This window comes from Niallia oryzisoli, from assembly GCF_043641075.1.
In the GTDB taxonomy this organism is placed as follows: domain Bacteria; phylum Bacillota; class Bacilli; order Bacillales; family Cytobacillaceae; genus Bacillus_BD; species Bacillus_BD oryzisoli_A.
In genome coordinates this window covers 939930-965756 of the sequence record NZ_JBHZRC010000001.1, presented here as the reverse complement: position 1 = coordinate 965756, position 25827 = coordinate 939930, and the positions used below count along the sequence as shown (strand labels likewise).

Annotated in this window: 24 protein-coding genes; 20 read left to right on the top strand and 4 right to left on the bottom strand. The window is 38.6% G+C overall.

Going from position 1 to position 25827, the window contains the following annotated elements; translation table 11 throughout:
- Positions 1-185 precede the first annotated feature (185 nt).
- The 10 genes from dpaA (at position 186) to ACHUFV_RS04860 (ending at position 11920) form a co-directional block, all read left to right on the top strand.
- Positions 186-1088: a dipicolinic acid synthetase subunit A gene (gene dpaA, locus ACHUFV_RS04905; protein ID WP_394232480.1), complete on the top strand. Its 903-nt coding sequence runs from the start codon at positions 186-188 to the stop codon at positions 1086-1088.
- A complete protein-coding gene (gene dpaB / locus ACHUFV_RS04900) occupies positions 1085-1684 on the top strand; it encodes a dipicolinate synthase subunit B (RefSeq protein WP_394232479.1) in 600 nt (199 codons plus the stop codon). The genes dpaA and dpaB overlap by 4 nt, the downstream gene beginning before the upstream one ends.
- A 335-nt stretch (positions 1685-2019) precedes the next feature.
- On the top strand, positions 2020-3069 hold the full coding sequence (gene asd / locus ACHUFV_RS04895; RefSeq protein ID WP_394232478.1) for an aspartate-semialdehyde dehydrogenase: 1050 nt from the start codon (positions 2020-2022) through the stop codon (positions 3067-3069).
- Positions 3070-3229: 160 nt separating this feature from the next.
- Entirely contained in the window at positions 3230-4441 is a 1212-nt protein-coding gene (dapG, locus tag ACHUFV_RS04890) for an aspartate kinase (RefSeq protein WP_394232477.1), read from the top strand.
- A gap of 46 nt (positions 4442-4487) precedes the next feature.
- A complete protein-coding gene (gene dapA / locus ACHUFV_RS04885) occupies positions 4488-5363 on the top strand; it encodes a 4-hydroxy-tetrahydrodipicolinate synthase (RefSeq protein WP_394232476.1) in 876 nt (291 codons plus the stop codon).
- A gap of 213 nt (positions 5364-5576) precedes the next feature.
- On the top strand, positions 5577-7247 hold the full coding sequence (locus ACHUFV_RS04880; RefSeq protein WP_394232475.1) for a ribonuclease J: 1671 nt from the start codon (positions 5577-5579) through the stop codon (positions 7245-7247).
- Positions 7248-7473: 226 nt separating this feature from the next.
- On the top strand, positions 7474-8106 hold the full coding sequence (locus ACHUFV_RS04875) for an NUDIX hydrolase (protein WP_394232474.1): 633 nt from the start codon (positions 7474-7476) through the stop codon (positions 8104-8106).
- A gap of 83 nt (positions 8107-8189) precedes the next feature.
- Positions 8190-8939: a ClpP family protease gene (locus ACHUFV_RS04870; RefSeq protein ID WP_394232473.1), complete on the top strand. Its 750-nt coding sequence runs from the start codon at positions 8190-8192 to the stop codon at positions 8937-8939.
- Complete coding sequence (locus ACHUFV_RS04865) at positions 8936-9157, top strand: YlzJ-like family protein (RefSeq protein ID WP_394232472.1); 222 nt, start codon at positions 8936-8938, stop codon at positions 9155-9157. Before ACHUFV_RS04870 ends, ACHUFV_RS04865 begins: the two co-directional genes overlap by 4 nt.
- 426 nt (positions 9158-9583) lie before the next feature.
- Positions 9584-11920, top strand: coding sequence for an FtsK/SpoIIIE family DNA translocase (locus tag ACHUFV_RS04860; RefSeq protein WP_394232471.1), 2337 nt, complete (start codon positions 9584-9586; stop codon positions 11918-11920).
- A gap of 33 nt (positions 11921-11953) precedes the next feature.
- Here the strand turns inward: ACHUFV_RS04860 and queE are convergent, their stop codons facing one another.
- From queE to queF, 4 genes are read right to left on the bottom strand one after another with little or no spacing between them, the layout of a single operon-like run.
- The gene (gene queE, locus ACHUFV_RS04855) at positions 11954-12682 is read right to left on the bottom strand and encodes a 7-carboxy-7-deazaguanine synthase QueE (RefSeq protein ID WP_394232470.1); all 729 of its coding nucleotides are present in this window, start codon (positions 12680-12682) and stop codon (positions 11954-11956) included.
- Positions 12675-13157: a 6-carboxytetrahydropterin synthase QueD gene (gene queD / locus ACHUFV_RS04850; RefSeq protein WP_394232469.1), complete on the bottom strand. Its 483-nt coding sequence runs from the start codon at positions 13155-13157 to the stop codon at positions 12675-12677. Before queD ends, queE begins: the two co-directional genes overlap by 8 nt.
- Before the next feature lie 2 nt (positions 13158-13159).
- The gene (queC, locus tag ACHUFV_RS04845; protein WP_394232468.1) at positions 13160-13819 is read right to left on the bottom strand and encodes a 7-cyano-7-deazaguanine synthase QueC; all 660 of its coding nucleotides are present in this window, start codon (positions 13817-13819) and stop codon (positions 13160-13162) included.
- Between the two features lie 27 nt (positions 13820-13846).
- Positions 13847-14344, bottom strand: coding sequence for a preQ(1) synthase (queF, locus tag ACHUFV_RS04840; protein WP_394232467.1), 498 nt, complete (start codon positions 14342-14344; stop codon positions 13847-13849).
- A gap of 392 nt (positions 14345-14736) precedes the next feature.
- On the opposite strand from queF, the gene yfmF reads away from it, so the two are divergent.
- The 10 genes from yfmF to rny all read left to right on the top strand — a co-directional run bounded on the left by yfmF (position 14737) and on the right by rny (position 25815).
- The gene (gene yfmF / locus ACHUFV_RS04835) at positions 14737-16014 is read left to right on the top strand and encodes an EF-P 5-aminopentanol modification-associated protein YfmF (RefSeq protein WP_394232466.1); all 1278 of its coding nucleotides are present in this window, start codon (positions 14737-14739) and stop codon (positions 16012-16014) included.
- A gap of 1 nt (position 16015) precedes the next feature.
- Positions 16016-17305 carry an EF-P 5-aminopentanol modification-associated protein YfmH gene (yfmH, locus tag ACHUFV_RS04830; protein ID WP_394232465.1) on the top strand — a complete coding sequence of 430 codons (1290 nt, stop codon included), beginning with the start codon at positions 16016-16018 and terminating at the stop codon, positions 17303-17305.
- A gap of 65 nt (positions 17306-17370) precedes the next feature.
- Positions 17371-18093, top strand: coding sequence for an elongation factor P 5-aminopentanone reductase (gene ymfI, locus ACHUFV_RS04825; RefSeq protein WP_394232464.1), 723 nt, complete (start codon positions 17371-17373; stop codon positions 18091-18093).
- Positions 18094-18182: 89 nt separating this feature from the next.
- The gene (locus tag ACHUFV_RS04820; protein ID WP_394232463.1) at positions 18183-18446 is read left to right on the top strand and encodes a DUF3243 domain-containing protein; all 264 of its coding nucleotides are present in this window, start codon (positions 18183-18185) and stop codon (positions 18444-18446) included.
- A 345-nt stretch (positions 18447-18791) separates the two neighbouring features.
- Positions 18792-19583: a DUF3388 domain-containing protein gene (locus tag ACHUFV_RS04815; protein ID WP_394232462.1), complete on the top strand. Its 792-nt coding sequence runs from the start codon at positions 18792-18794 to the stop codon at positions 19581-19583.
- 20 nt (positions 19584-19603) lie between these two features.
- A complete protein-coding gene (locus tag ACHUFV_RS04810; RefSeq protein ID WP_394232461.1) occupies positions 19604-20506 on the top strand; it encodes a helix-turn-helix domain-containing protein in 903 nt (300 codons plus the stop codon).
- A 77-nt stretch (positions 20507-20583) separates the two neighbouring features.
- The gene (gene pgsA, locus ACHUFV_RS04805) at positions 20584-21162 is read left to right on the top strand and encodes a CDP-diacylglycerol--glycerol-3-phosphate 3-phosphatidyltransferase (RefSeq protein ID WP_394232460.1); all 579 of its coding nucleotides are present in this window, start codon (positions 20584-20586) and stop codon (positions 21160-21162) included.
- A 190-nt stretch (positions 21163-21352) separates the two neighbouring features.
- The gene (locus ACHUFV_RS04800; RefSeq protein WP_394232459.1) at positions 21353-22585 is read left to right on the top strand and encodes a competence/damage-inducible protein A; all 1233 of its coding nucleotides are present in this window, start codon (positions 21353-21355) and stop codon (positions 22583-22585) included.
- Between the two features lie 335 nt (positions 22586-22920).
- Positions 22921-23970: a recombinase RecA gene (gene recA, locus ACHUFV_RS04795; protein ID WP_394232458.1), complete on the top strand. Its 1050-nt coding sequence runs from the start codon at positions 22921-22923 to the stop codon at positions 23968-23970.
- A 282-nt stretch (positions 23971-24252) separates the two neighbouring features.
- The gene (gene rny / locus ACHUFV_RS04790) at positions 24253-25815 is read left to right on the top strand and encodes a ribonuclease Y (RefSeq protein ID WP_394232457.1); all 1563 of its coding nucleotides are present in this window, start codon (positions 24253-24255) and stop codon (positions 25813-25815) included.
- Positions 25816-25827: the final 12 nt, after the last annotated feature.

The window sequence follows — 25827 nt, the reverse complement described above, 5'->3', positions numbered from 1 at the left end:
GGTCAATATAACATATGATGTTGAAGTAGTTCTCACCAGACATCTAGTTGAATTGCAAATGGCTATGTAGGGATTAGGTTGATGAATCTAAAATTGGGCTTCTTGAAATGAATCGAACTCTAAAATAATGAAAATAGTCTAAAAGACTGTTTAACAAAAGCCCTAAAAAAGAAGGTGAATCTTTCATGCTGACAGATATGCAAATTGCCATTATTGGCGGTGATGCGAGACAGCTCGAAATCATTCGAAAACTAACAGAACTGGATGCAAAGCTTTCCTTAGTTGGCTTTGAACAGCTGGACCATGCTTTTTCTGGAGCAACAAAGGATAAGATAGCAGACCTTGATTTTTCTCAACTAGATGCCATCATCCTGCCGGTAGCTGGCACGAGTCTTGAGGGTAACGTGGATACGATTTTTTCAAATGAAAAAGTCATTCTCACAGAGGATATGGTTAAGAAGACACCGAAGCACTGCGTAATTTTTTCAGGTATTACGAATGCATATTTAACCAGTATAACTGAAAGTGCTGATCGTACTCTAGTGCAATTGTTTAAACGAGATGATGTTGCCATCTATAATTCAATTCCGACAGTTGAAGGAACCATTATGATGGCTATTCAGCACACAGATTTCACAATACATGGATCAAAGGTCACTGTCCTTGGCTTAGGGAGAGTCGGAATGAGCGTTGCAAGAACATTCCATTTATTAGGTGCGAAGGTTGATGTAGGAGCGCGTAAATCCGAACATATTGCCCGAATTACTGAAATGGGATTGACGCCGTTCTATCTAGATGATATTACCCAATGGGTTAAAGATACGGATATATTAATTAATACAATCCCATATCCGGTCGTGAATGCAAACGTACTATCAAAAATGCCTGTGCATACGCTCATCATTGATCTTGCCTCGAAACCGGGAGGAACTGATTTTCGATATGCAGAAAAAAGAGGAATAAAAGCTCTTTTAGCACCAAGTCTTCCAGGGATAGTGGCCCCTAAAACAGCGGGGAATATTTTAGCTGGCGTCCTTTCTACTTTACTACAGGATCTTTATGATAAGCGAAAGGAGACAAAATCATGAGTTTAAATGGAAAACGGATTGGATTTGGATTAACGGGATCACACTGCACATATGATGCGGTTTTCCCTGAAATTGAGAAGTTAGTTAATGCAGGTGCGGAAGTCCTGCCTGTAGTGACCTTTACAGTTAAAAATACAACTACTCGATTTGGTAAGGGAGAGGACTGGGTTACGCGAATAGAGGAATTAACAGGGAATAAAGTAATTGATTCCATTGTAGCAGCTGAACCGTTAGGGCCGAAAATTCCGCTTGACTGTATGGTTATCGCTCCATTGACCGGTAACTCAATGAGTAAATTTGCAAATGCATTAACAGATTCTCCTGTCTTAATGGCTGCAAAAGCGACCTTACGGAATCAAAAACCTGTTGTTTTAGGAATTTCAACAAATGACGCACTAGGGTTAAATGGTGTGAATCTAATGAGATTAATGGCAACTAAAAACATTTATTTTATTCCATATGGCCAAGATGATCCAATAAAAAAACCAAATTCAATGGTTGCACGAATGACCATGCTAAGTGAAGCGGTTGAAGCAGCATTAAATGGAAAGCAAATACAACCAGTCATTGTTGAAAGATATAAGGATGGAAATTAATTTTTCACTAAAAAGTATATTTGTTTCCTGATTGATTGTTTTAAAATAAGTGTTATTATAGTAGAAAGATGGCGATAGGTCAATATTACCTCGCCTTCTTTGTATGAGGTGACAAAGACATTTTCTTGGAGAGAATCTGCATAATTTACCATCATTAAATAAATTAAGTAGAGTGTATCTTCATTTCGCTATATAATATAGTATAGCTAAACATTAACGTCGTCTTTTTATTAGTTTGGCTTTACCAAATTGAAATATTCCTCATATAATAAAGTGACGTTCTAGTATTGAAAAAAATAGTCGTAATTTTTACAGAATTGGAAGGGGAGCAAAAAATGGATCAGAAAAAAGGATTCCACGTAGCAGTAGTTGGAGCAACTGGAGCAGTAGGGCAGCAAATGATTAAAACACTGGAAGATAGACAATTTCCAATTGCAAAATTAACTTTATTATCATCTGCTCGATCTGCAGGTACAAAAGTACAAGTAAATGGAGCTGAATATACGGTACAAGAGGCAAAACCAGAAAGTTTTGAGGGTGTTGACATTGCTTTATTCAGTGCTGGAGGAAGTGTATCAAAGGAATTAGCTCCGGAAGCTGTTAAACGCGGAGCTATTTGCGTCGATAACACCAGTGCATTTCGTATGGATGAAAATGTACCGCTTGTAGTACCAGAGGTAAATGAAAATGACCTATTAAATCATAATGGAATTATTGCAAATCCAAACTGTTCAACCATTCAAATGGTTGTTGCACTTGAACCTATTAGACAAAAATACGGCCTAAATAAAGTCATCGTATCTACTTATCAGGCTGTTTCAGGCTCTGGTGCCGTTGCTGTACAGGAATTAAATGATCAAACAAAAGCAATCATTAACAATGAGGAATATGAACCGAAAATTCTGCCTGTCAAGGGAGATAAAAAGCACTATCAAATCGCCTTTAATGCGATTCCACAAATTGATTTATTCCAGGACAATGGTTTTACGTATGAAGAAATGAAAATGATTAATGAAACGAAAAAAATCATGCATAAACCAGAATTAAGCGTTGCTGCAACGTGCGTTCGTCTTCCGGTAGCAGTCGGACACTCGGAATCAGTTTTCATTGAAGTGGATACTGAAGGAGTAACAGCTGCAGACCTGAAGGAACTTTTGAAGGATGCTCCGGGAGTCGTACTGCAGGACGATCCAGAAAATCAAATCTATCCAATGCCTGCTGATTGCGTTGGAAAAAATGATGTATTTGTAGGCCGTATCCGTAAAGATTTACATGATGAAAAGGGCTTCCATCTTTGGGTTGTGTCCGATAATCTATTAAAAGGGGCTGCATGGAATTCAGTTCAGATTGCAGAAAGCCTAATTAAACTGGGATTAGTTAAATAATTATCGTTGTTAGCATTCTATTTTTCTAATATATGTATGTCTCGGTCGAACTTGTTATAATCGTAGCTGCAGCTACCCGTTTATGAATGGAGACAGCATCTAGAGGAACAAAAAAAATCATGAATAGTCCATACATCTAATGGATATTAGAGGTGTTACGATGAAGATAATCGTCCAAAAATTTGGCGGAACCTCCGTCCGTGACGATAAAGGTCGCCAGCATGCAAAAAAGCATATTCAATCAGCATTAGAAGAGGGTTATAAAGTAGCAGTTGTCGTATCGGCTATGGGTCGTAAGGGTGACCCATATGCTACTGATACGCTGCTTTCCCTCGTAAATGGTTCAAAAAGTTCCATCAGTAATCGTGAAACAGATTTATTACTGTCATGCGGTGAAATTATTTCAAGTGTTGTTTTTACCAATATGTTATTAGAAGAAGGCATTAACGCAACAGCTTTAACCGGTGCTCAGGCAGGGTTCCGCACAAATGATGATCATATGAATGCCAAAATCATTGACATGAGATGTGAAAGAGTCATGTGGGCCTTTAAAACCTATGATGTTGTGGTAGTTGCCGGTTTTCAAGGGCAGGCAAAAAATGGTGATATCACCACGATTGGCAGGGGCGGAAGTGATACGTCTGCTGCTGCACTTGGTGTAGCGCTAGATGCAGAGTTTATCGATATTTTTACCGATGTAGAAGGAATTATGACGGCCGACCCGCGTATCGCTGAAAATGCAAGACCCCTGCAAGTTGTAACATACACAGAAGTATGTAATATGGCCTATCAGGGAGCGAAAGTCATTCACCCCAGGGCCGTTGAGATAGCGATGCAAACGAAAGTTCCGATACGGATTCGTTCAACGTATTCAGATAATCCAGGGACATTAGTTACGTCAATGTCTCGTGAAAAAATGGTTAAAGACCGTATGGTGACGGGAATTGCTCATGTGTCCGGTGTCACCCAAATTAAAGTATTTGCCAAAAAGGATCAATATGATTTGCAGGCAGAAGTATTTAAAGCAATGGCCAATGAAAAAATTAGTGTTGATTTTATCAATATTTCTCCTAATCAGGTGGTCTATACAGTAACAGAAGAAATGACAGACAAGGCAATTTCTGTTCTCCGCATGCTTGGACATGAGCCGGCAGTTGAGCGGGATTGTGCAAAAGTTTCTGTTGTCGGTGCAGGTATGGCAGGGGTTCCAGGTGTTACCTCGAAAATTGTTGGTGCATTGTCTGAGAACGGTATCCGTATTCTGCAATCGGCAGACAGCCATACGACGATTTGGGTACTGATTAAAGAAGCTGATTTATCTACAGCTGTCAATGCCCTGCATAATGCGTTTGAGTTGGATAAAGAAAATTAGCCGATAAGGTCCTGCTCCTTATCGCTAATTTGGAAGGAGTGGTTGTATGGTACGATTTGGTCGAGTATCTACGGCAATGGTAACGCCGTTTGATAGTAAAGGTCATATTGATTTTCCAAAAACAACTCAACTAATTAATTATTTAATTGCCAATGGTACGGAATCGCTAGTTGTATCTGGAACGACTGGAGAATCACCGACATTATCTAAAGAGGAAAAGTTAGCATTATTTGAACATGTTGTGAAGGTAGTTGATAAACGGGTATCGGTCATTGCCGGTACGGGTAATTACAACACATATGAATCGATTGAATTGACGAAGAAAGCAGAAAATATTGGTGTTGACGGGATTATGCTTGTTGCCCCATATTATAATAAGCCGAATCAAGAGGGACTGTACCAGCACTTTAAGGCGGTTGCAGAAAGTACAGCACTTCCAGTCTTGCTGTATAATATCCCAGGCAGATCTGCCATCAATATTGAACCGGAAACAATCATCCGGCTTTCCAAAATCAATAATATTGTTGCAGTCAAAGAAGCAAGTGGCAATTTAAATAATATGACAAAAATCATTGCTAATACGAGTGATGACTTTCAACTTTTCACAGGGGATGATGGGGTTACATTACCTGTGCTAGCTATTGGTGGTAATGGAGTGATTTCAGTTGCATCACATGTAATTGGAAATGAAATGCAGGAAATGATTTCGAAGTTTCTTCAGGGTGATATCAAAGGTGCGGCAAAGCTTCATCAACAGCTGCTTCCAATTATGGAAGGATTGTTCAAAGCACCTAATCCTGTACCAGTGAAAACAGCTTTACAATTAAAAGGGTTAGATGTCGGCACTGTCCGTCTTCCTCTTGTACCACTAAATGAAAAAGAACGGGAAGAATTATCCCAGCTTTTACTAGTTGAAAAATAAATAATTAACTCAAAACCAGCCAACACATTGTGTGGCTGGTTTTACTTTTTATGGGAGTAACTTATTGCCGAAATAGATGTGTAGTATTAGCTAGATGCGGTCCTGATACATGGAGTTATTACTTACTTCGTAGTTGTAAAGGTTTTCCGATTTCAAGTATAATGAGGGTATCTGATTTCGATCGGCGTAATACAACATAGGAGGAAGCTTGTCTTGAAGAGAAAAGAAAATGAGAGTATTAAACTTATTGCAATCGGGGGAGTAGGCGAAATCGGCAAAAATATGTATATCGTGGAAGTGGATGAGGACATATTTGTCATTGATGCCGGATTGATGTTTCCTGAGAATGAAATGCTCGGAATTGACATTGTAATCCCAGATTATAGCTATTTAGTACAAAATGAAAGCAGAGTAAAAGGAATCTTTTTAACACACGGTCATGAAGATCATATCGGAGCACTATCCTATCTTTTGCGTGAAATAAATGTACCTGTATATGGAACGAAGTTAACGCTTGCGTTTGCTGAAACAAAAATGAAGGAACAGGATTTTCAGCATAAAGCTGTGTTTAGAGAAATAACCTCTGATTCTGTCATTGAATTTGAATCGGCAGTCATAACTTTCTTTAAAACAAATCATAGTATTCCGGATTCGGTTGCTATTTGTGTTCATACCTCTGATGGGGTAATTGTACATACGGGTGATTTCAAATTTGATCAATCAGCCAGTGACTTATACAAACCTGAGATCGGCAAAATGGTACAAATTGGAGAAAAGGGCGTTTTATGTTTGTTGTCTGACAGTACAGATGCGGAAAAGCCCGGATATACTCCTTCAGAAGCGGTTGTGGCACGGGAAATGAATGATGCGTTTTATAATGCAAAAGGACGAATTATTGCAGCATGCTTTGCCTCTGATTTAAACCGGATTCAGCATATTTTTGATGCAGCATATGAAAGTAGACGAAAAGTGGCAATCGTCGGTAAGAGCTTACAGCGTATATTTGATATTGTCATTAAACTAGAGTATTTACAGATACATGATGAGATTATTATTCCTGTTTCAGAGATTCAAAATTATCCAGATGATGAGATTGTCATTTTAACTACAGGAAGACAGGGTGAACCGATAGAAGCTTTGCAGAAAATGGCAAAGCAAACCCATAAGCATGTGAATATTCAAAAAGGAGATACCGTTGTTTTTGCTGTTTCAGCTCTTCGCGGCAATGAGCTGTTCATTTCTAAAACAGTTGATATGTTATTCCGTGCAGGTGCCATTGTATTGGCCGGTAAAAATTCCTATCATACATCCAGTCATGGAAGCCAGGAAGAACTGAAATTTATGATTAATATCATGAACCCAAAGTTTTTCATTCCGGTTCACGGAGAGTATAAAATGTTGAAGGCACATGCAAAAGTAGCAAAAGATTGTGGATTAACAGATGATCGTATCTATCTGCCTGAAAAGGGCGAAGTGATAGAGTTGAAAAACGATCGCATACGTCCAGCTGGTAGAGTATCTGCAGGAAATGTACTGATAGATGGCAGTGGGGTTGGCGATGTTGGAAATATCGTATTACGAGATCGTAAGCTATTGTCACAGGATGGGATTTTGATTGTTGTGGTGACATTAAATAAAAAGGAAAAGAAAATCTCTTCTGGTCCTGAAATTATCTCAAGAGGGTTTGTTTATGTCAGGGAATCAGAAAAACTACTTGATGAGGCATCAAAACGGGTACGTGACATTGTTGATCAAAGTATTTTAAGAGATTCCTTTGATTGGGCAGTGATTAAACAGGATATGCGTGATTGTTTAAATCAATTTTTATATGAAAAAACAAAACGCAGACCAATGATTTTGCCGATTATTATGGAAGTAAAATAAAAGCCATAATCAATACGCATTATAGATAATAGTTAATAGGGTAGTGAGGCTGATGACGTTTCAAGTCGGCCTCATTTTTATTATTGGGTTTTTGAGTCATTCAAGTGTTCACTTAAGATAAAGGCAAATGATGCTGCCATTCATTGCTTTGACAAATTTCTCAGTAAAAGAATGTTATAGTAGATAATATTACTTATTACTAATTTATGTCTTGGGGTGGTATAGGTTGAATGTAAAAAAAGTGATTGAAAAATTAAAGGGCCGAAAGCCTTCTATTCTCGGACAAGCCGAGTTGTTTAAATATTCGGTGCTTCTGCCTCTTATCGAGATTGAAAATGAAACACATATATTATTTGAAGTCAGATCCATGACTTTACGGAGACAGCCTGGGGAAATATGCTTTCCAGGTGGAAGAATAGATGAAACAGATGCAGATCAGAGACAATGTGCGATTCGTGAAACATCAGAAGAATTGGGAATAGAGGAATCAGATATTGAAGACGTTATCCCATTGGATTTTACATTAAATGCTTCTAGTAATATTATTTATCCATTTGTCGGACGAATTACAAAACCTGAGCAGATAAATCCAAATGAATCGGAGGTTGAGGAAGTTTTTACTGTACCACTTTCGTATTTTCAGAAAACAAAACCGGAAGTGTATAAAATTTATTATCAGGTAGTACCCGAAGAAAGATTCCCTCTGCATTTAATACCAGGTGGAGAGAATTATAAATGGTCGCTGCGCCATTTGGACGAATATTTTTATCAATATAAAGGTCATGTGATATGGGGATTAACGGCTCGAGTATTATATCACTTTATAGAATTGCTAGAAGTTGTGGAAAACGAAAACTAGTAATAATTAACATTTAAGTTTGCATGAAAAATCTTTCCTAATCTCATACTATTCCTATCATGTCTTTGAAGGGAGAATAGAGGATGGATAAGGAGTTCGTTCGAAATGAAAGCGGAAATGAGGAACAGGAACAGCCGAAAGAGGATAAGCCTTCGGCATTAATGGAAAAAATCCAGCAGCTTGGACAGACAAATGTTCCTCAATTATCACAGGATTCAAAAATACATTGTCTGACCATTATTGGTCAAATCGAAGGTCATCTTCAGCTGCCACCGCAAAATAAAACGACGAAATACGAGCACATTATTCCGCAGCTTGTTGCAATAGAGCAAAATCCTAAAATTGAAGGTCTTTTAGTTATATTAAATACGGTCGGTGGAGATGTAGAAGCAGGACTTGCTATTTCAGAAATGCTTTCTTCATTATCCAAACCAACCGTTTCGATTGTATTGGGTGGCGGTCATTCGATTGGTGTTCCAATTGCTGTTTCATGTGACTACAGTTTTATAGCAGAAACAGCAACTATGACCATTCACCCAATTCGATTAACAGGTCTGGTCATAGGTGTTCCTCAGACCTTTGAATATTTGGATAAAATGCAGGATCGTGTTATTCGATTCGTCACCAAGCACTCTAACATCAGTGAGGAAACGTTTAAAGATTTAATGTTCGCTAAAGGAAATTTAACAAGAGACATTGGTACAAATGTGATTGGCATTGATGCTGTTAACTCAGGATTAATTGATGATGTAGGCGGTATAGGCCAAGCGTTGAAGAAATTAAATGAATTAATTGAGTTGAAAAGCGAAGAGAACGAGAGGCTTGTGCAATGATACTATATACAACAATGCCGCAGGAACTCATATTTCAAACGGAAGAACTTGAATATGAAAAACAAAAAGTAATTGAGTATGAAGGAGTCCCTTTATTGGTTGAAATGAATGAAAATCATGATTTTCGTATCTTACGAATTATGAGCAGTGATCCAAGTCATTATATGGATGATCGTTTTTGTCCGGGGATGATACTTTCAAATAGGCTGTATTCATGACTTTCCTGATTGAACAAGCCGCTTCCGCATTTCGAATTGTCCAGCTGCAGCGGCTAGACCCTCGAGGTCATAAGCTGTGACAGTGAGAAGGTTAAAGAACAACCTTCCCCCTATCCCATCTTATGCTTGTCGGGTCTGAACAAGCCGCTTCCGCATTTCGAATTGTCCAGCTGCAGCGGCTAGACCCTCGAGGTCATAAGCTGTGCCGGTGAAAAGGTTAAAGAACAACCTTTCCTCCGTCCCATCTTATGCTTGTCGGGTCTGAACAAGCCGCTTCCGCATTTCGGTATACCAATAGCTGGAGATTTTTACATTTGAGCATATGTGTTCGGTTCATTGATATGATATAATAAAGCTAGCAAACATGAAGAGCAGCCAATAGGCTGCTCTCTTCATTACTAAACAATAAATCTGTAAGGTGATACGATGGCCAAAAGAAAAAGGCGACAATCCAGAAATAAAACACATATCAAACAAACGATTCAATATGAATTAGTTGCCCTCCTATTAATAGCCCTTTCCATCATTTCAATAGCCAACTTAGGGGCTGTCGGTCATGCGGTTGTACTGTTTTATCGTTTTTTTATCGGTGAATGGTATATGATTGGCCTTATCGGCATGATTATCTATGGTGCTTATTTAATGTGGAAACGAAAGCGACCATTCCTGTTATCTACTAAATTAATCGGTATTTACATCATCATTTCAGCACTCTTACTGTTAAGTCATATTACTCTTTTTCAACTGCTCTCAAATGGTGATAAATTCGTAAACCCAAGTGTAATTGCTAATACATGGGAATTATATTGGCTGGAGGTTCGGGGAGAAGCAAGCACAGCCGACCTTGGAGGCGGAATGGCAGGTGCTGTTTTATTTGCGCTTTTTTATTATTTATTTGATGAAGCCGGAACAAAGCTTCTTGCCTTTGTTCTTATATTGATTGGATTTATCCTATTAACCGGAAAAACATTCGGCGAGGCTGCCGGTAAGGTTTTTACTTCGTTTGGTCGCTTTATGGGTAGACAATGGCTGTCTTTTAAAGATGATTTGCAAAATTGGAAAGAAGATCAGCAAAAGAAGCGAGAAGAAAAACGTACGGTCAAACAAACGGATACACGAAAGCAGACAGTGGACAAAAAGGATGCAAATCCAATTATTCATACGGCACATGCGGAGCAGGAGGAAATTGTTAAGCCGGAACCGATTATTTCTAGCTTTGCTGAACGTGCTTATCAGCAAAGCGATAAACCAGAATCAGAAAAGGCAGAAGAGACGACCGAAATGGAAGAAGACACTCCGCCAATTACATTTAACGAAGTGATAGAAGTTGAAAATGTGGATTATGAACTTCCACCAATCGATCTTTTAAAACAGCCTAAATACACGGATCAAAGTGGGGAATATGCTCTAATTCAAGAAAATGCAGCAAAGCTTGAGCGTACCTTCCAAAGCTTTGGCGTAAAAGCGAATGTGACACAGGTACACCTTGGACCAGCTGTTACAAAATATGAAGTACACCCCGACGTAGGTGTAAAAGTAAGTAAAATCGTCAGCTTAACGGATGATCTTGCCTTAGCCTTAGCAGCAAAGGATATTCGAATGGAAGCACCGATTCCTGGGAAATCAGCCATTGGTATTGAAGTGCCCAACACTGAGATTGCGATGGTTTCATTACGGGAAGTCCTGGAATCTAAGCAAAATAATAAGCCTGAATCGAAGCTGATGATTGGATTGGGTCGTGATATTACAGGTGAAGCAGTATTAGCCGAATTAAATAAAATGCCCCATCTACTTGTTGCTGGTGCAACAGGAAGCGGGAAAAGTGTTTGTATTAATGGGATTATTACAAGTATTCTTATGAGGGCAAAACCACATGAAGTCAAGCTGATGATGGTTGATCCAAAAATGGTTGAATTAAATGTATATAACGGTATCCCTCATTTGCTGGCGCCTGTTGTGACAAATCCGAAAAAAGCTTCACAGGCATTGCAAAAGGTAGTAAATGAAATGGAGAGAAGATATGATTTATTTTCCCATACAGGAACAAGAAATATTGAAGGCTATAATGAGCATATAAGAAGACAAAATGCTGAGGAAGAAGGTCAACAGCCACTGCTTCCGTATATTGTCGTTATTGTCGATGAGCTTGCTGATTTAATGATGGTTGCTTCTTCGGACGTGGAGGATTCAATTACAAGACTTGCTCAAATGGCTCGTGCAGCAGGTATCCACTTAATTATTGCGACACAGCGTCCATCTGTTGATGTAATAACGGGTGTTATTAAAGCAAATATCCCTTCTAGGATTGCATTTGCTGTTTCATCTGCAACAGACTCAAGGACCATCCTTGACATGGGAGGTGCTGAGAAGCTCTTAGGACGCGGGGATATGTTATTTTTCCCTGTTGGTGCTTCAAAGCCTGTGCGTGTACAAGGTGCCTTTCTTTCAGATGAAGAAGTGGAAGAGATAGTGGATTTTGTTATTGATCAACAAAAAGCTCAGTATCAGGAAGATATGATTCCGGATGATATTCCGAATAACCGAGCAGAAGTGGAAGATGAGCTATATGGTGAAGCTGTTGATTTAGTTCTTGACATGCAAACCGCTTCCGTTTCAATGCTGCAGCGTAGATTTCGTATTGGCTATACAAGGGCAGCGAGGTTGATCGATGAAATGGAAGCTAGAGGTATTGTCGGTCCGTATGAAGGCAGTAAGCCTCGTGCCGTATTAATGACAAAACCTTCATCAGAAGATATCGTTTAAAAAAAGTGCAGACAATAGTCTGCACTTTTTTGATTAAACTGCCCGTTTATTTCCCCAAATATATGTGTGTAATTGTGGCAGTACCTTTACATCCTTTAAGCTGTCATCAAGCATAACCTTGGTTATCAGCCATTCATATTTATGTAACAGCCTGTGTAACAACTGACCATCATCAGAGGTTTTGGAATCATCATTCCCAGTTTGTAGATAGAACGGAACGTTTACGTAGCGATGGTGAACGCTTTTGGCATATTCAAAATCCATATCGTCAAATATCACGACTTTTAAAGAAATATTTTGCTTTCTTTGGTTTTGTTCCAATTTTTCAAGAATCGAATCTAATACTTCAAAATCAGTAACCATACCGGAACTGGGAGGCTTGGGTGAGATCGTTAATTCATCAATCTCATAAAACCAATCCTGCCATTTACTGCCCTGTGTTTCCAAACAAATCTTGATTTTATTTTGCTGCAAAATCTCAATGAAAGAACCAATGCCCTTTAATAACGCAGGGTTGCCGCCTGAAATCGTCACAAAGGAAAACCCATCCCCGCCTAACGCTTTCAGTTCTTCCCATATTTCAACTGCGCTCATTTGTCTAATATCATCTTTACCCGTTCCATCCCAAGTGAAGGAAGAATCACACCAGGCGCAGGAATAATCACAGCCAGCTGTTCTGACAAACATTGTCTTTTGTCCAATTACCATTCCTTCTCCTTGAATAGTGGGTCCGAAAATCTCCAGTACAGGAATACTACTCATTTTCCATCCACTCCCGTCTAGCCTCTGCATAGGAGGTAGGTGTTTCGTAAAGGCGGACAAATTCTACTCTTGCCCCAGAATACAGGTTCTTTCTACTTTCCTGTTGCAGTGCATCCTTCATCTTTTCATAAATCCACACGACCATATTTTCGGCGGTCGTGTTCATCGGCGGAAGTGTTTCGTTCAAGTAGCGATGGTCTAAATGAATCTCAATTTCTGATTTCCAAACCTCTTTGATATCTCCAAAATCAATCATGATTCCTCTTTCGTCAACAAATCCGCTAATCCCGAAAATCACCTTATACGTATGTCCGTGCAGGTTCTTGCATTTTCCCTCATAATCATGAAGATGGTGGGCAGCGTCAAAGGTAAATTCCTTGCTGACTAGGACTCTTTTAGTATGATATTTTAACTGCTGTCTTTTGATGTCTACATCGATTTTCTGCAGTTTATCAACAATACGAAAACCATACATGACTACAAATCCTTTCTTCCGTCTAAATATTCTTCAAGACCTTTTCTTCTAAGCTTACAGGCAGGGCATTCTCCGCACCCATCAGCTATTAGACCGTTATAGCAGGTTAGGGTGTTCTCACGGATAAAATCGAAAGCATCTAGCTCATCTGCTAGCTTCCATGTTTCAGCTTTATTTAACCACATCAGTGGCGTATGAATGACAAAGGATTTGTCCATAGACAGGTTTAAGCTGACATTTAAAGATTTGATGAATGAATCCCTGCAGTCAGGATAGCCGCTGAAATCTGTCTCGCACACACCCGTTATGATATGCCTTGCACCAATCTGATAGGCTAAAACACCTGCAAAGGATAAAAATAATAAGTTTCTCCCCGGTACAAATGTAGAAGGCAACCCGTCATTTTGGTCTTCTTTTATCTCTATATCATCTCTGGTTAATGCATTGGGGGCTAATTGATTTAATAGACTCATATCTAATATATGATGTTTAATCCCAAGGGTAGAAGTAATATTTTTTGCACATTCAATTTCAGTTGCATGTCGTTGGTTATAATCAAATGTAACAGCTTCTACTTCTGCAAATTTCTTTATCGCCCAGAATAAACAAGTTGTACTGTCCTGTCCGCCACTAAAAACGACAACAGCTTTTTCGTTTTTCATTCTTATTCTCCTCACATAACCTCTATATTAGCGATTATCAACTGTCTCAGGATATAAATCATGATTCATCAGGCGGTAATCCGCCATTTTTTCAAATTTAGTCCCTGGTTTGCCGTAATTACAGTAAGGGTCAATGGAAATTCCTCCTCTTGGCGTGAATTTACCCCAAACCTCTATGTATCTTGGTTCCATCAGCTTGATTAAATCATTCATAATAATATTCATACAATCCTCATGAAAGTCGCCATGATTTCGGAAGCTAAATAAATATAGCTTCAGCGACTTGCTTTCGACCATTTTCTGATCAGGAATATAACTGATGTAAATGGTTGCAAAGTCCGGCTGTCCGGTGATAGGACAAAGACTTGTAAATTCCGGACAGTTAAATTTAACAAAATAATCGCGATTAGGATGTTTATTATCAAATACCTCCAGAATTTCCGGGGCATAATCAAATGCATATTTTGTACCTTGATTGCCTAAAAGTGTAACACCATCTAACTCATTTTCTTTTCTAGTTGACATAAAAAATAAGCCTCCATATGTTTCATCTCATGTAGAAAGGCTCATAGCATCCATATAACCTTGAAAAAAATAAAATAAAACCATATCCGCAGCTGGATATGGTTGATTTTAATCATCAAAGCCATAGTTTTTTATAGAGGGTATCTGCTATGAACCTCTCCGGTGAATATCACCCGAATCATTTACTATAAAAATCAATATAACTATAGATTATTTTATTATTAGTTGTCAATGACATAATCTTGCAATCGGTTTTCCTTTCTAAAAACTTGATTGTAAGAAATTAACAGATGTATAGTAAGAATATGTTGGTATTTAGAGGAGAATATAGAAAATAACCGTATTAGTGTTTACATATGCTTTAAAAAGCAGAAATTAAAGGAGGAACGTAGATGGGTGTTTTAACAGAAAGTATACTAGATGTTAATGGGATGAAGCTCCATATTATCCCCACTGAAAAATATAAAACCAATACAATCGTATTCAAAATGAAGGCCCCATTGGAAAAGGAAAACGTGACAAAACGAGCTTTACTTCCTCATGTGTTACAAAGCAATTCGAAAAAATTTCCAACAACCTCGCTGCTAAGATCCTATTTAGATGAACTGTATGGTGCGACGTTTCATGTAGATTTGGGTAAAAAGGGTGAATACCATGTCATTAGTTTTTCAATGGAAGTTGCCAATGAGAAATTTTTATCTGATTCAACTCCATTATTGGAAAAAGCGTTTGGTTTTCTTGCCGAGGTGCTTACGAATCCGAATATAGAAGGACGGACCTTTAATCAAACGACGATGGATAATGAGAAGCGTTCATTAAAACAACGGATTCAATCTGTTTATGATGACAAAATGAAATATTCTAATTTCCGGGTTATTCAGGAAATGTGTAAAGAGGAACCATATGCATTATATGTACATGGTCAGCTTGAGGATGTTGACTCCATTACGTCAGAGATTTTATATGAATATTACCAACAGGCACTTGCTGAAGATGAACTCGATTTGTTTGTAGTCGGTGATGTAAAGGAAGAGGAAGTAGAAAGACTCGCTGCTAATTTGTTTGATTTCAAGAAAAGAACGCCAAAATTAATTGATCGAAAAGGTGATCTTAACACATCAGATGTTAAAGAAATCAAAGAGGCACAAGATGTAAAACAAGGAAAGCTGAATATTGGTTTCCGTACGAATGTTTACTATGGTGATGAAGATTATTATGCACTGCAATTGTTTAATGGTATTTTTGGTGGTTTTTCTCATTCTAAACTTTTTATAAATGTTAGGGAAAAGGCAAGTCTCGCTTATTATGTGGCAAGTCGATTGGAAAGTCATAAAGGACTCATGCTTGTGATGTCCGGTATTGATAATAAAAATTATGATCAAGCGGTTTCTATTATAAAAGAGCAAATGAAAGCAATGAATGCAGGTGAATTCACTGAAGAGGAAATCAACCAAACAAAAGCAGTAATTAAAAATCAGCTTTTGGAAACGATTGATAATGCAAGAGGGATGGTAGAAATTTTATATCATAATGTTGTCTCCAATGAAAATATTTCACTTGATCATTGGATAGCTAAAATGGACCAAGTGACCAAAGACGAAATCATAAAAGTAGCTGGAAAGATCGAATTAGACACCATCTATTTTTTAACTGAGGGGGCAGAGCAATAGGATGGAAAAAATTGAATTTAATCAACTCCAAGAGAAGCTTTTTCATGAAAAGCTTGATAATGGATTAGAAGTATATATTTTGCCAAAAAATGGATTTAATAAAACATATGCTACTTTTACAACGAAGTATGGTTCCATTGATAATCATTTTATTCCACTTGGAAAAGAGGAATATTTAAAGGTTCCGGATGGGATAGCCCACTTTTTAGAGCATAAGCTTTTTGAAAAAGAGGATGGCGACGTTTTTCAGCAATTCAGTAAACAGGGTGCTTCGGCTAATGCCTTTACCTCTTTTACCAGGACAGCTTATTTGTTTTCAAGTACATCTGATGTAGAGCTGAACCTTGAAACCTTAATGGATTTTGTTCAAGAGCCCTATTTTAGTGAAAAAACAGTTGAAAAGGAAAAAGGGATTATTGGTCAAGAAATAACGATGTATGATGATAATCCAGACTGGCGGTTGTATTATGGTATCATTCAAAATATGTATCGTAATCATCCTGTCAGAATTGATATAGCAGGAACAGTGGAGTCCATTTCACATATTACGAAAGACCTGTTGTATGAATGCTACGGTACCTTCTATCATCCAAGCAATATGCTATTGTTTGTTGTCGGTCCAGTTGATCCGGTTAAAATTATGACGCAGATTAAAGCGAATCAAAGTAAAAAGCACTATGATAGTGTACCGGAAATAAAGCGGCGGTTTGAAGCAGAGCCTGATGAGGTAGCGGAGAAAAAACAAGTATTAAAAATGAATGTCCAAACATCAAAATGTCTTGTTGGCGTAAAAGCGGAATCGAACGAGCAATCGGGTGCAGAGATGTTAAAGCATGAACTGACTTTAAATATGATGCTTGAGGTTTTATTTGGAAAAAGTTCAGAAAATTATCATGAATTATATTCAGCTGGCTTGATTGATGATTCATTTTCATTCGATTATAGTCAGGAAAAGGGCTTCGGATTTGCGATGGTCGGCGGGGACACAAATAATCCTGATCGTTTGGCTGAAGATTTAGAGAAAATGCTGTTATTGGCGAAAGAAGGAAATGTTTTTACGACTGAAAATCTGGAACGGACGAAAAGGAAAAAAATCGGAACATTCCTGCGGGCTATTAATTCACCAGAGTATATTGCTAATCAATTTACCCGTTATGCCTTTAATGACATGAACCTGTTCGATGTTGTTCCTACATTGGAAAGTATAACAGTTGATGAATTAAAAGCAGCAGCAGCTAAATTTATTGCACAAGAACGAATCACCGTTTGTCAGGTGGTCCCGAAAAAATAACGCCGCCTTAGTCGGCGTTTTTTTGATACAATAGGTGAAAAATCTATTGGGGAAGTGGTTTGTGCATGAGGAAATATGCTTTAGTTACCGGTGCGAGCGGAGGTATTGGACGTGCGATTGCGCTTAAATTAGCAAAGGATGGTTATTCTCTTTATTTGCATTATCATCAAAATGTGCAATCGATCAGAGGTTTGCTAGAGGAATTATCCATTTATGACGGCGAGTTTATTCCTATTCAAGCGGATTTGTCAAAAAAGGAAGGCTATAAAATACTGTCAGACAATATTTTTTCGATTGATTCTATCATCCATAACAGTGGAATCAGTCATTATGGATTATTCGTGGATACAGAGATCGAAACCGTTGATAAGATGATGATGGTTCATGTCACTTCACCTATTATGTTAACAAGGGAACTGCTTCCGAAAATGATTAGACAGCAGTCAGGTACTATTTTGTTTGTTACGTCTATTTGGGGACAAACAGGTGCTGCCTGTGAAGTGATTTATTCAACCGTTAAAGGTGCCCAAATTTCATTAGTGAAATCCTTGGCCAAGGAATTAGCATTGAACGGAATCCGCGTAAATGGTGTGGCTCCCGGTGCTGTCAATACAGCAATGCTGGCCCATTTTAATGAGGAGGATTTGGACATAATTAAAGGAGATATCCCAATGGGGAGATTGGCCGAGCCGGAAGATGTTGCTGAAAGTGTTTCTTTTTTGCTATCTAAAAAAGCAGGATACATAACAGGACAGATAGTAGGGGTAAATGGCGGGTGGTATATGTAAAGGAGTTTCTTTAAGTAATAAAGGATGTATATTTTGAATCCTAACTATGCAAAATAAAAAGGTAATACCAACATAGGAGGTTCAAAATTATGTCTATTTTAGAAAACTGGCAGCAATGGAAAGACTTTTTAGGTGATCGTTTAAATCAAGCAGAACAGCAAGGCATGGACAAAGGTACAATCAATGATCTGGCTTATCAGGTTGGAGACTATTTAGCAAAACAAGTAGACCCTAAAAATGAGCAGGAAAGAGTTCTTGCTGATTTATGGTCAGTTGCAACTCCTGAAGAACAACAGGCAATCGCAAGCATTATGGTCAAACTTGTTGAAAATAACGGAACCAACCAGTCATAACAAAGTGACCTAATACCCCTTATATTAATAGGTGAGAGAGGAGATTGTGTTCATTCGGAACCAATAACCTCTCTTTTTTTAGATTTCATTATATAAATATAATAATAACGGAACAACTAGTTGAGTATTTATCCAAATGTACAGCTGCTGTTTTTGGTGAATTTTGCTAGACTAACCGCTTTTCTCTTTCATCTTCAATTAAAATCAGATATGATAGAAGTTGGGGGTTCAAAAGCCACCAGTGATGATTGGTTTTGCAGGGTGTATGAGTTTCATACTTCCGAACGGTTTGAACATCCTTTTATCTTGGTATCAGAATTGGCCTATAGAAGGAGGGGGTATGGAATGGAGAAAGAAGAGTGGTATTTAGAATATGAAATCCAATCTAATAGACCTGGACTGTTAGGAGATATCGCATCTTTATTAGGAATGATGTCCATCAACATTGTCACGATAAACGGAGTTGAAGAAGGCAGACGCGGACTCTTAATTTTAGCAAAAGATGACAAACAAATTGAAAGACTAGAGTCTATTTTACATACTATGGATACAATAAAACTAATCAAGTTAAGAAAGCCAAAGCTCAGGGACCGTCTTGCGGTGAGACACGGTCGGTACATACAAAGAGATGCGGATGATAAAAAAACCTTTCGTTTTGTTCGGGATGACCTTGGAATTTTAGTTGATTTTATGGCAGAACTATTTAAACAGGAGGGCCATAAACTAATTGGAATTCGTGGGATGCCTCGGGTTGGAAAAACTGAATCAATTGTTGCATCAAGTGTTTGTGCTAATAAGCGTTGGTTATTTGTTTCATCAACATTATTAAAGCAAACGATCCGAAATCAATTGATAGAAGATGAATATAACAAAGATAATCTATTCATTATTGATGGGATTGTCTCGACTAGAAGGGCAAATGAAAGGCATTGGCAGCTCATTCGAGAAATAATGAGATTACCTGCCGTAAAAGTAATCGAGCATCCAGATATTTTTGTGCAAAATACAGAGTACACACTTGATGATTTTGATTATATGATAGAGCTGCGTAACGATCCGGATGAAGAAATCACATATGATATAGTGGAAAAAAACACTCTATTCTCTTCTGCGGAATTTGGAGAGTTTGACTTTTAGCTAGTTGGAAGGTGTTACAATTGACAGAATTGGGTAATCGCTTAAAAGAAGCGCGTTTAGAAAAAGGTTTGAGTCTAGATGATTTACAGGAAGCAACAAAGATTCAAAAACGTTATTTGGTTGGAATTGAAGAAGGTAATTATAGTTCGATGCCAGGCAAGTTTTATGTAAGGGCCTTTATCAAGCAATATGCTGAAGCAGTTGGTCTTGAACCCGAGGTGCTTTTTGAAGAGTTTAAAGATGAAATACCTAGTATCGTAAGCGAGGATATTCCTGGACAACTTTCTCGTGTTCAAACAAGAAAATCTATTTCTGAAAACGGCTCAAAGGTACTGGATGTGCTGCCGAAGGTTTTGATAGGGGTTCTGATTATTGGAGTCTTTGTTTTTATCTGGTATTTAGCACAAAAGTATTCCGGTAATGATGGAGAAGAAGCGGTACCAAAAGAAAGTAAGCAGGAAATTACATATGAGGAATCAGCAGATCTTACGAAAGACAGTAAAAAAGATCAACAGGATCAGACTGAAGAAAATGCTGATGTAGAAGATGCTAAAAAAGAAAAGGCTGAGGAGGTGCCTGTGCCACCTTCTCAGGAGCTAAAGGTCGTTGAAGCAAATGGAGATCAATCCATTTATGAACTGACTAATACAGCAAAATTTGAATTGAAGGTTATTTCTACTGGTGATACTTGGGTGAATATTAAAAATAGTAAAGGATATTCGTTCTTTCAAGGTATGCTGAAAAAGGGTGAAACAGATAGTCAAATCCTTGATATGTCCCAAGAAACAGAAGTGGTAGTGGTAGCTGGTAATTCTACCGCAACAGAAATTTATATTAATGACCAAAAGCTGGAATATGCCATATCTCCTACTGAAGTTGTACGTCAGGATATTATCATCCGTTATGTAAAAACGAATCAATAGTCATCATGAAAGGTGATGACTATTTTTTCTCGTAGACTCATCGATAGTTTGCGTTATTTGTTTTGGAGGGAAAGTTAATGAATTTGCCAAATAAGATTACAATATCACGTATTTTTCTAATTCCTATTTTTCTTATCATTATGGTTGTGCCTTTTTCATGGGGAGAGATATCTCTACTGGGAACCAGCATGCCGGTAACTCATTTTGTAGGGGCTTTAATTTTTATTATCGCATCTACAACAGACTGGATTGATGGGCATTACGCTCGTAAATATAATATGGTTACGAATTTAGGTAAGTTTCTTGATCCCCTTGCGGACAAGCTGCTAGTTTCTGCGGCTTTAATAGTTCTAGTTGAACTTAGCTTGGCTCCATCGTGGATCGTTATCATTATTATCAGTCGTGAGTTTGCCGTGACTGGTCTGCGTCTTGTATTGGCAGGAGCAGGAGAAGTTGTTGCAGCCAATATGCTTGGGAAAATCAAAACCTGGGCACAGATCGTAGCAATTTCTGCACTGCTGCTGCACAATATTCTATTTGAAATGATTTCAATTCCATTTGATATGATCGCACTCTGGGTTGCTTTATTCTTTACGGTTTGGTCTGGATGGGATTATTTTGTAAAAAATAAAGAACCATTTATCAATTCAAAATAGAAAAGCAGAAGTGCCTTGCCAAGCCGCGACAAGCTTAAGATGGAACGGGGAGAAGGTTGTACTTTAACCTTCTCTGCGTTTCATCTTAAGACCTCGAGCGGCTAGACACTGGAGCTAGACAAAGACAAGCGGAAGTGCCTTGCCTTGTCGCGGTCAGGGATAAAAAACTACTTAGAATCGGGGTTTGTTTATGCATGCAGAAATTATTGCAGTAGGTTCTGAATTATTATTAGGACAGATAGTCAATACGAATGCTCGTTTTCTATCAAGAACGCTTGCGGATATGGGAATTAACGTCTATTATCATACAGTCGTAGGAGATAATGCCGGCAGATTAAAGGCTGCGATTGACATTGCCGAAAGCCGTGCTGAAATGATTATTTTTACAGGCGGTCTTGGACCGACAAAAGATGATTTAACAAAGGAAACAATTGCAGCTCATTTACATAGACCGCTTGTTACAGATGATAATGCGATGGCTTCAATAGAAGCATATTATAAACGTGTTGGTAGAACGATGTCTGAGAACAATCGAAAACAAGCTTTGGTCATTGAAGGTTCAGAAGTGCTGGAAAATGACCATGGGATGGCGCCAGGAATGATTTGTTCTACAGAAAATCATATTTATATGCTTTTTCCTGGACCACCAAAAGAAATGGAGCCGATGTTTTTAACCTATGCCCGTCCAATCATCATGAATAAACTTCAAGTCAAGGAAAAAATTGTTTCCCGGGTACTGCGGTTTTTTGGCATTGGTGAGTCGCAATTGGAAACGGAAATTGATGATTTAATTGACGCTCAGACAAACCCAACGATTGCGCCGCTTGCGGGAGAAGGTGAAGTGACGCTCAGGATTACTGCTAAGCATCAATCAGAAGCAGCTGCCATGCAATTAATAGATGATACGGAAAAATTGATTCTCAATCGCGTTGGAGAATACTTCTATGGCTATGATGAAACGTCACTAATGAGTGAGCTTTCAAAGCTGCTAAAGGAAAAGAAGCTGACAATAGCAGCAGCTGAAAGTTTAACCGGAGGTATGTTCCAGAAAGAGCTAACATCTATACCAGGCGCAGGATCACTGCTCATGGGCGGGGTTGTTTGTTATAACCCGCAAGTAAAACAAAATGTTCTGCATGTGAAAGAAGAAACGATTGCCGAGCAAGGAGTCGTGAGTGCAGAATGTGCTAAAGAGCTTGCGGAAAATGTAGCAACGTTGATGAATGCAGATATTGGTATTAGTTTTACAGGCGTTGCAGGTCCTGAAGAATTAGAAGGTAAACCGGCTGGTACAGTATTTATTGGGATTAAAATTAAAAATCAGCCGACTCGGGTAGAAGAATTAAAGCTTGGCGGCAATCGGACTTTAATCCGCATCCGTACAGTCCAATATGGCTGCCACTACTTATTAAAAAGTATTTAAAACCTAATAAGGAAGGTATTACCGGACTCCTTTCACTGTGAAAGGAGTTTTTTGTGCTTGACTATACATGATTACATTGATAAGATTATTATTTTCAATATTAAGATACCCGTCAATTTCTTAATTTTTATCAAATTTATCTAGCTGAAAATAGACAAATTGGTACTAATAATAAGCATTTTCAAAGAATTATAGCTTCGAAAAACCACGAATAAATGTTCGATATTTTGATAGACAAAAATGAAAAAACAAGATATAGTTAAGATAGATTTTGAGATGAGATAGCCGATAGTATTCGGCTTTTGATAGTTTTTTTATATAAAGGAGGAAATACAGTGGGTGATCGTCAAGCAGCCCTTGAACAGGCGTTAAAGCAAATAGAAAAGCAATTTGGAAAAGGTTCTATCATGAAGCTGGGAGAACAAACAGACAGGAGAATTTCAACATGTCCAAGCGGCTCTTTGGCATTAGATGCAGCCCTTGGAGTGGGTGGATATCCAAGAGGACGTATTATTGAAGTGTATGGTCCTGAAAGTTCTGGTAAAACAACGGTTGCCTTGCATGCTATTGCAGAGGTACAGGCAAAGGGCGGACAGGCAGCATTTATCGATGCTGAGCACGCGCTTGATCCAGTATACGCAGAAAAATTAGGTGTTAATATCGATGAGCTGCTTTTATCACAGCCGGATACAGGAGAGCAGGCATTAGAGATTGCTGAAGCCCTTGTAAGAAGTGGAGCTGTTGATATTATTGTTGTGGACTCGGTTGCTGCTCTTGTACCAAAGGCAGAAATTGAAGGAGAAATGGGAGACTCACATATGGGTCTGCAAGCCCGTTTGATGTCACAAGCGCTTCGTAAGCTTTCTGGAGCCATTAATAAATCAAAGACCATTGCGATTTTTATTAACCAAGTCAGGGAAAAAATCGGCGTTATGTTCGGAAATCCAGAAACAACTCCTGGTGGCCGTGCGTTAAAGTTCTATTCATCTGTACGTCTTGAGGTACGTCGTGCTGAAGCAATTAAGCAGGGTAATGATATTGTTGGAAATAGAACAAAAATCAAAATTGTTAAAAATAAAGTGGCGCCTCCATTCCGTACTGCTGAAGTAGATATCATGTATGGTGTTGGTATTTCAAAAGAGGGTGAAATCATCGACATTGGTGCAGAACTGGATATCGTTCAAAAAAGTGGGTCTTGGTATTCATACAATGATGAGCGGCTTGGTCAAGGAAGGGAAAATGCCAAGCAGTTTATTAAGGAAAATCCGGAACTTGCTTTTGAAATTCAACAAAAGATTCGCGAACATTATGGTTTAGACGGTGAAGGGGCAGTTACGCCATTAACCGATGATCCAGAGCAGGATGAGTTGGATTTTATTGAATAATTTTGAAAGGGCGTAGTCTGCAATTGGCTATGCCCTTTTTTTTGGTGCGGGCTAAGAAAGGCACTTCCGCTTTTCATAACTTTTTGATATTTAAAATTAGCAAAAGCTGTAAGGACAATCACTTGACATTGAAAATACTCACCTTTACAATTAAGTATGTATATTTTACTTTTCTATGAGTATTAAAAGCCATTGAGCTGTATATTGAATTTTGAACAATGTACATGTCGACACTTTAGAAACGTAACTCAAAACAAGTTCATAGCAGAAGGAGGTGAAATGATGGACCTATTAGCTGCAATCATCTCCATTTTGCTTGGCCTTATCGTCGGTGTAGTTGTTGGCTATTTTGTTCGTAAATCCATTGCTGAAGCAAAGATTGCAGGAGCACGAAATGCAGCAGAACAAATTGTAGAAGATGCGAAACGTGATGCGGATTCTTTAAAGAAAGAAGCCATGCTGGAAGCAAAGGACGAAATTCATAAACTTCGTAACGAAGCGGAGCGTGAAATTCGTGAGCGAAGGAATGAACTGCAAAAACAAGAAAATCGTTTACTGCAAAAAGAGGAAAATCTTGACCGTAAAGACGAATCGTTAGAAAAACGTGAAGCACTTTTAGAGAAAAGAGATGATTCTCTTAACAAAAGACAACAGCATATTGAAGAGATGGAAAGCAAAGTGGACGAGATCGTAAAAACACAGCAATTAGAGTTAGAACGAATCTCGGGCTTAACTCGTGAAGAGGCAAGGACCATCATTTTAGAGCGGGTCGAACATGAATTAAAACACGATGTCGCTGTAATGATAAAAGAAAGCGAGATAAGAGCAAAAGAGGAATCTGACAAGAAGGCAAAAGACATCTTGTCACTGGCTATCCAACGATGTGCAGCTGATCATGTTGCTGAAACAACTGTATCGGTTGTAAATCTTCCAAATGACGAGATGAAGGGTCGCATTATCGGTAGGGAAGGTCGAAACATTCGGACTTTAGAAACCCTAACTGGTATTGATCTTATTATTGATGATACACCGGAAGCTGTTATTCTTTCCGGGTTTGATCCAATTAGACGTGAGACTGCACGCTTAGCGCTAGAAAAGCTTGTCCAAGATGGCAGAATACATCCTGCACGAATTGAAGAGATGGTGGACAAAGCGCGGCGGGAAGTCGATGAACATATCCGTGAAATTGGAGAACAAACAACATTTGAAGTGGGTGTACATGGATTGCATCCAGACCTCATTAAAATTCTTGGCCGCTTGAAATTCCGTACTAGCTATGGACAGAATGTGTTAAAGCATTCGATCGAAGTCGCACAGCTGACCGGAATGCTTGCAGCAGAGCTCGGAGAAGACGAGACTTTAGCTCGCCGTTCAGGCTTGCTTCATGATATTGGTAAAGCAATTGACCATGAAGTGGAAGGCAGCCATGTTGAAATTGGGGTTGAACTAGCAACGAAATATAAAGAACATCCTGTCGTAATTAACAGTATTGCATCACATCATGGTGACACGGAGCCAACTTCCATTATTGCCGTTCTCGTTGCAGCTGCTGATGCATTATCTGCAGCGCGTCCTGGAGCAAGAAGAGAGACGCTTGAGAACTATATTCGCCGTCTTGAGAAGTTAGAAGAAATCTCCGAGTCGTTTGATGGAGTTGAGAAATCGTTTGCTATTCAAGCAGGCCGTGAAGTGCGGATTTCTGTAAAACCAGAGCAAATTGACGATTTAGAAGCACATCGTCTTGCGCGTGATATTCGTAAAAAGATTGAAGATGAGCTTGATTATCCAGGCCATATTAAAGTCACGGTTATTCGTGAAACCAGAGCGGTTGAATATGCAAAATAAAGCGGTGTGATT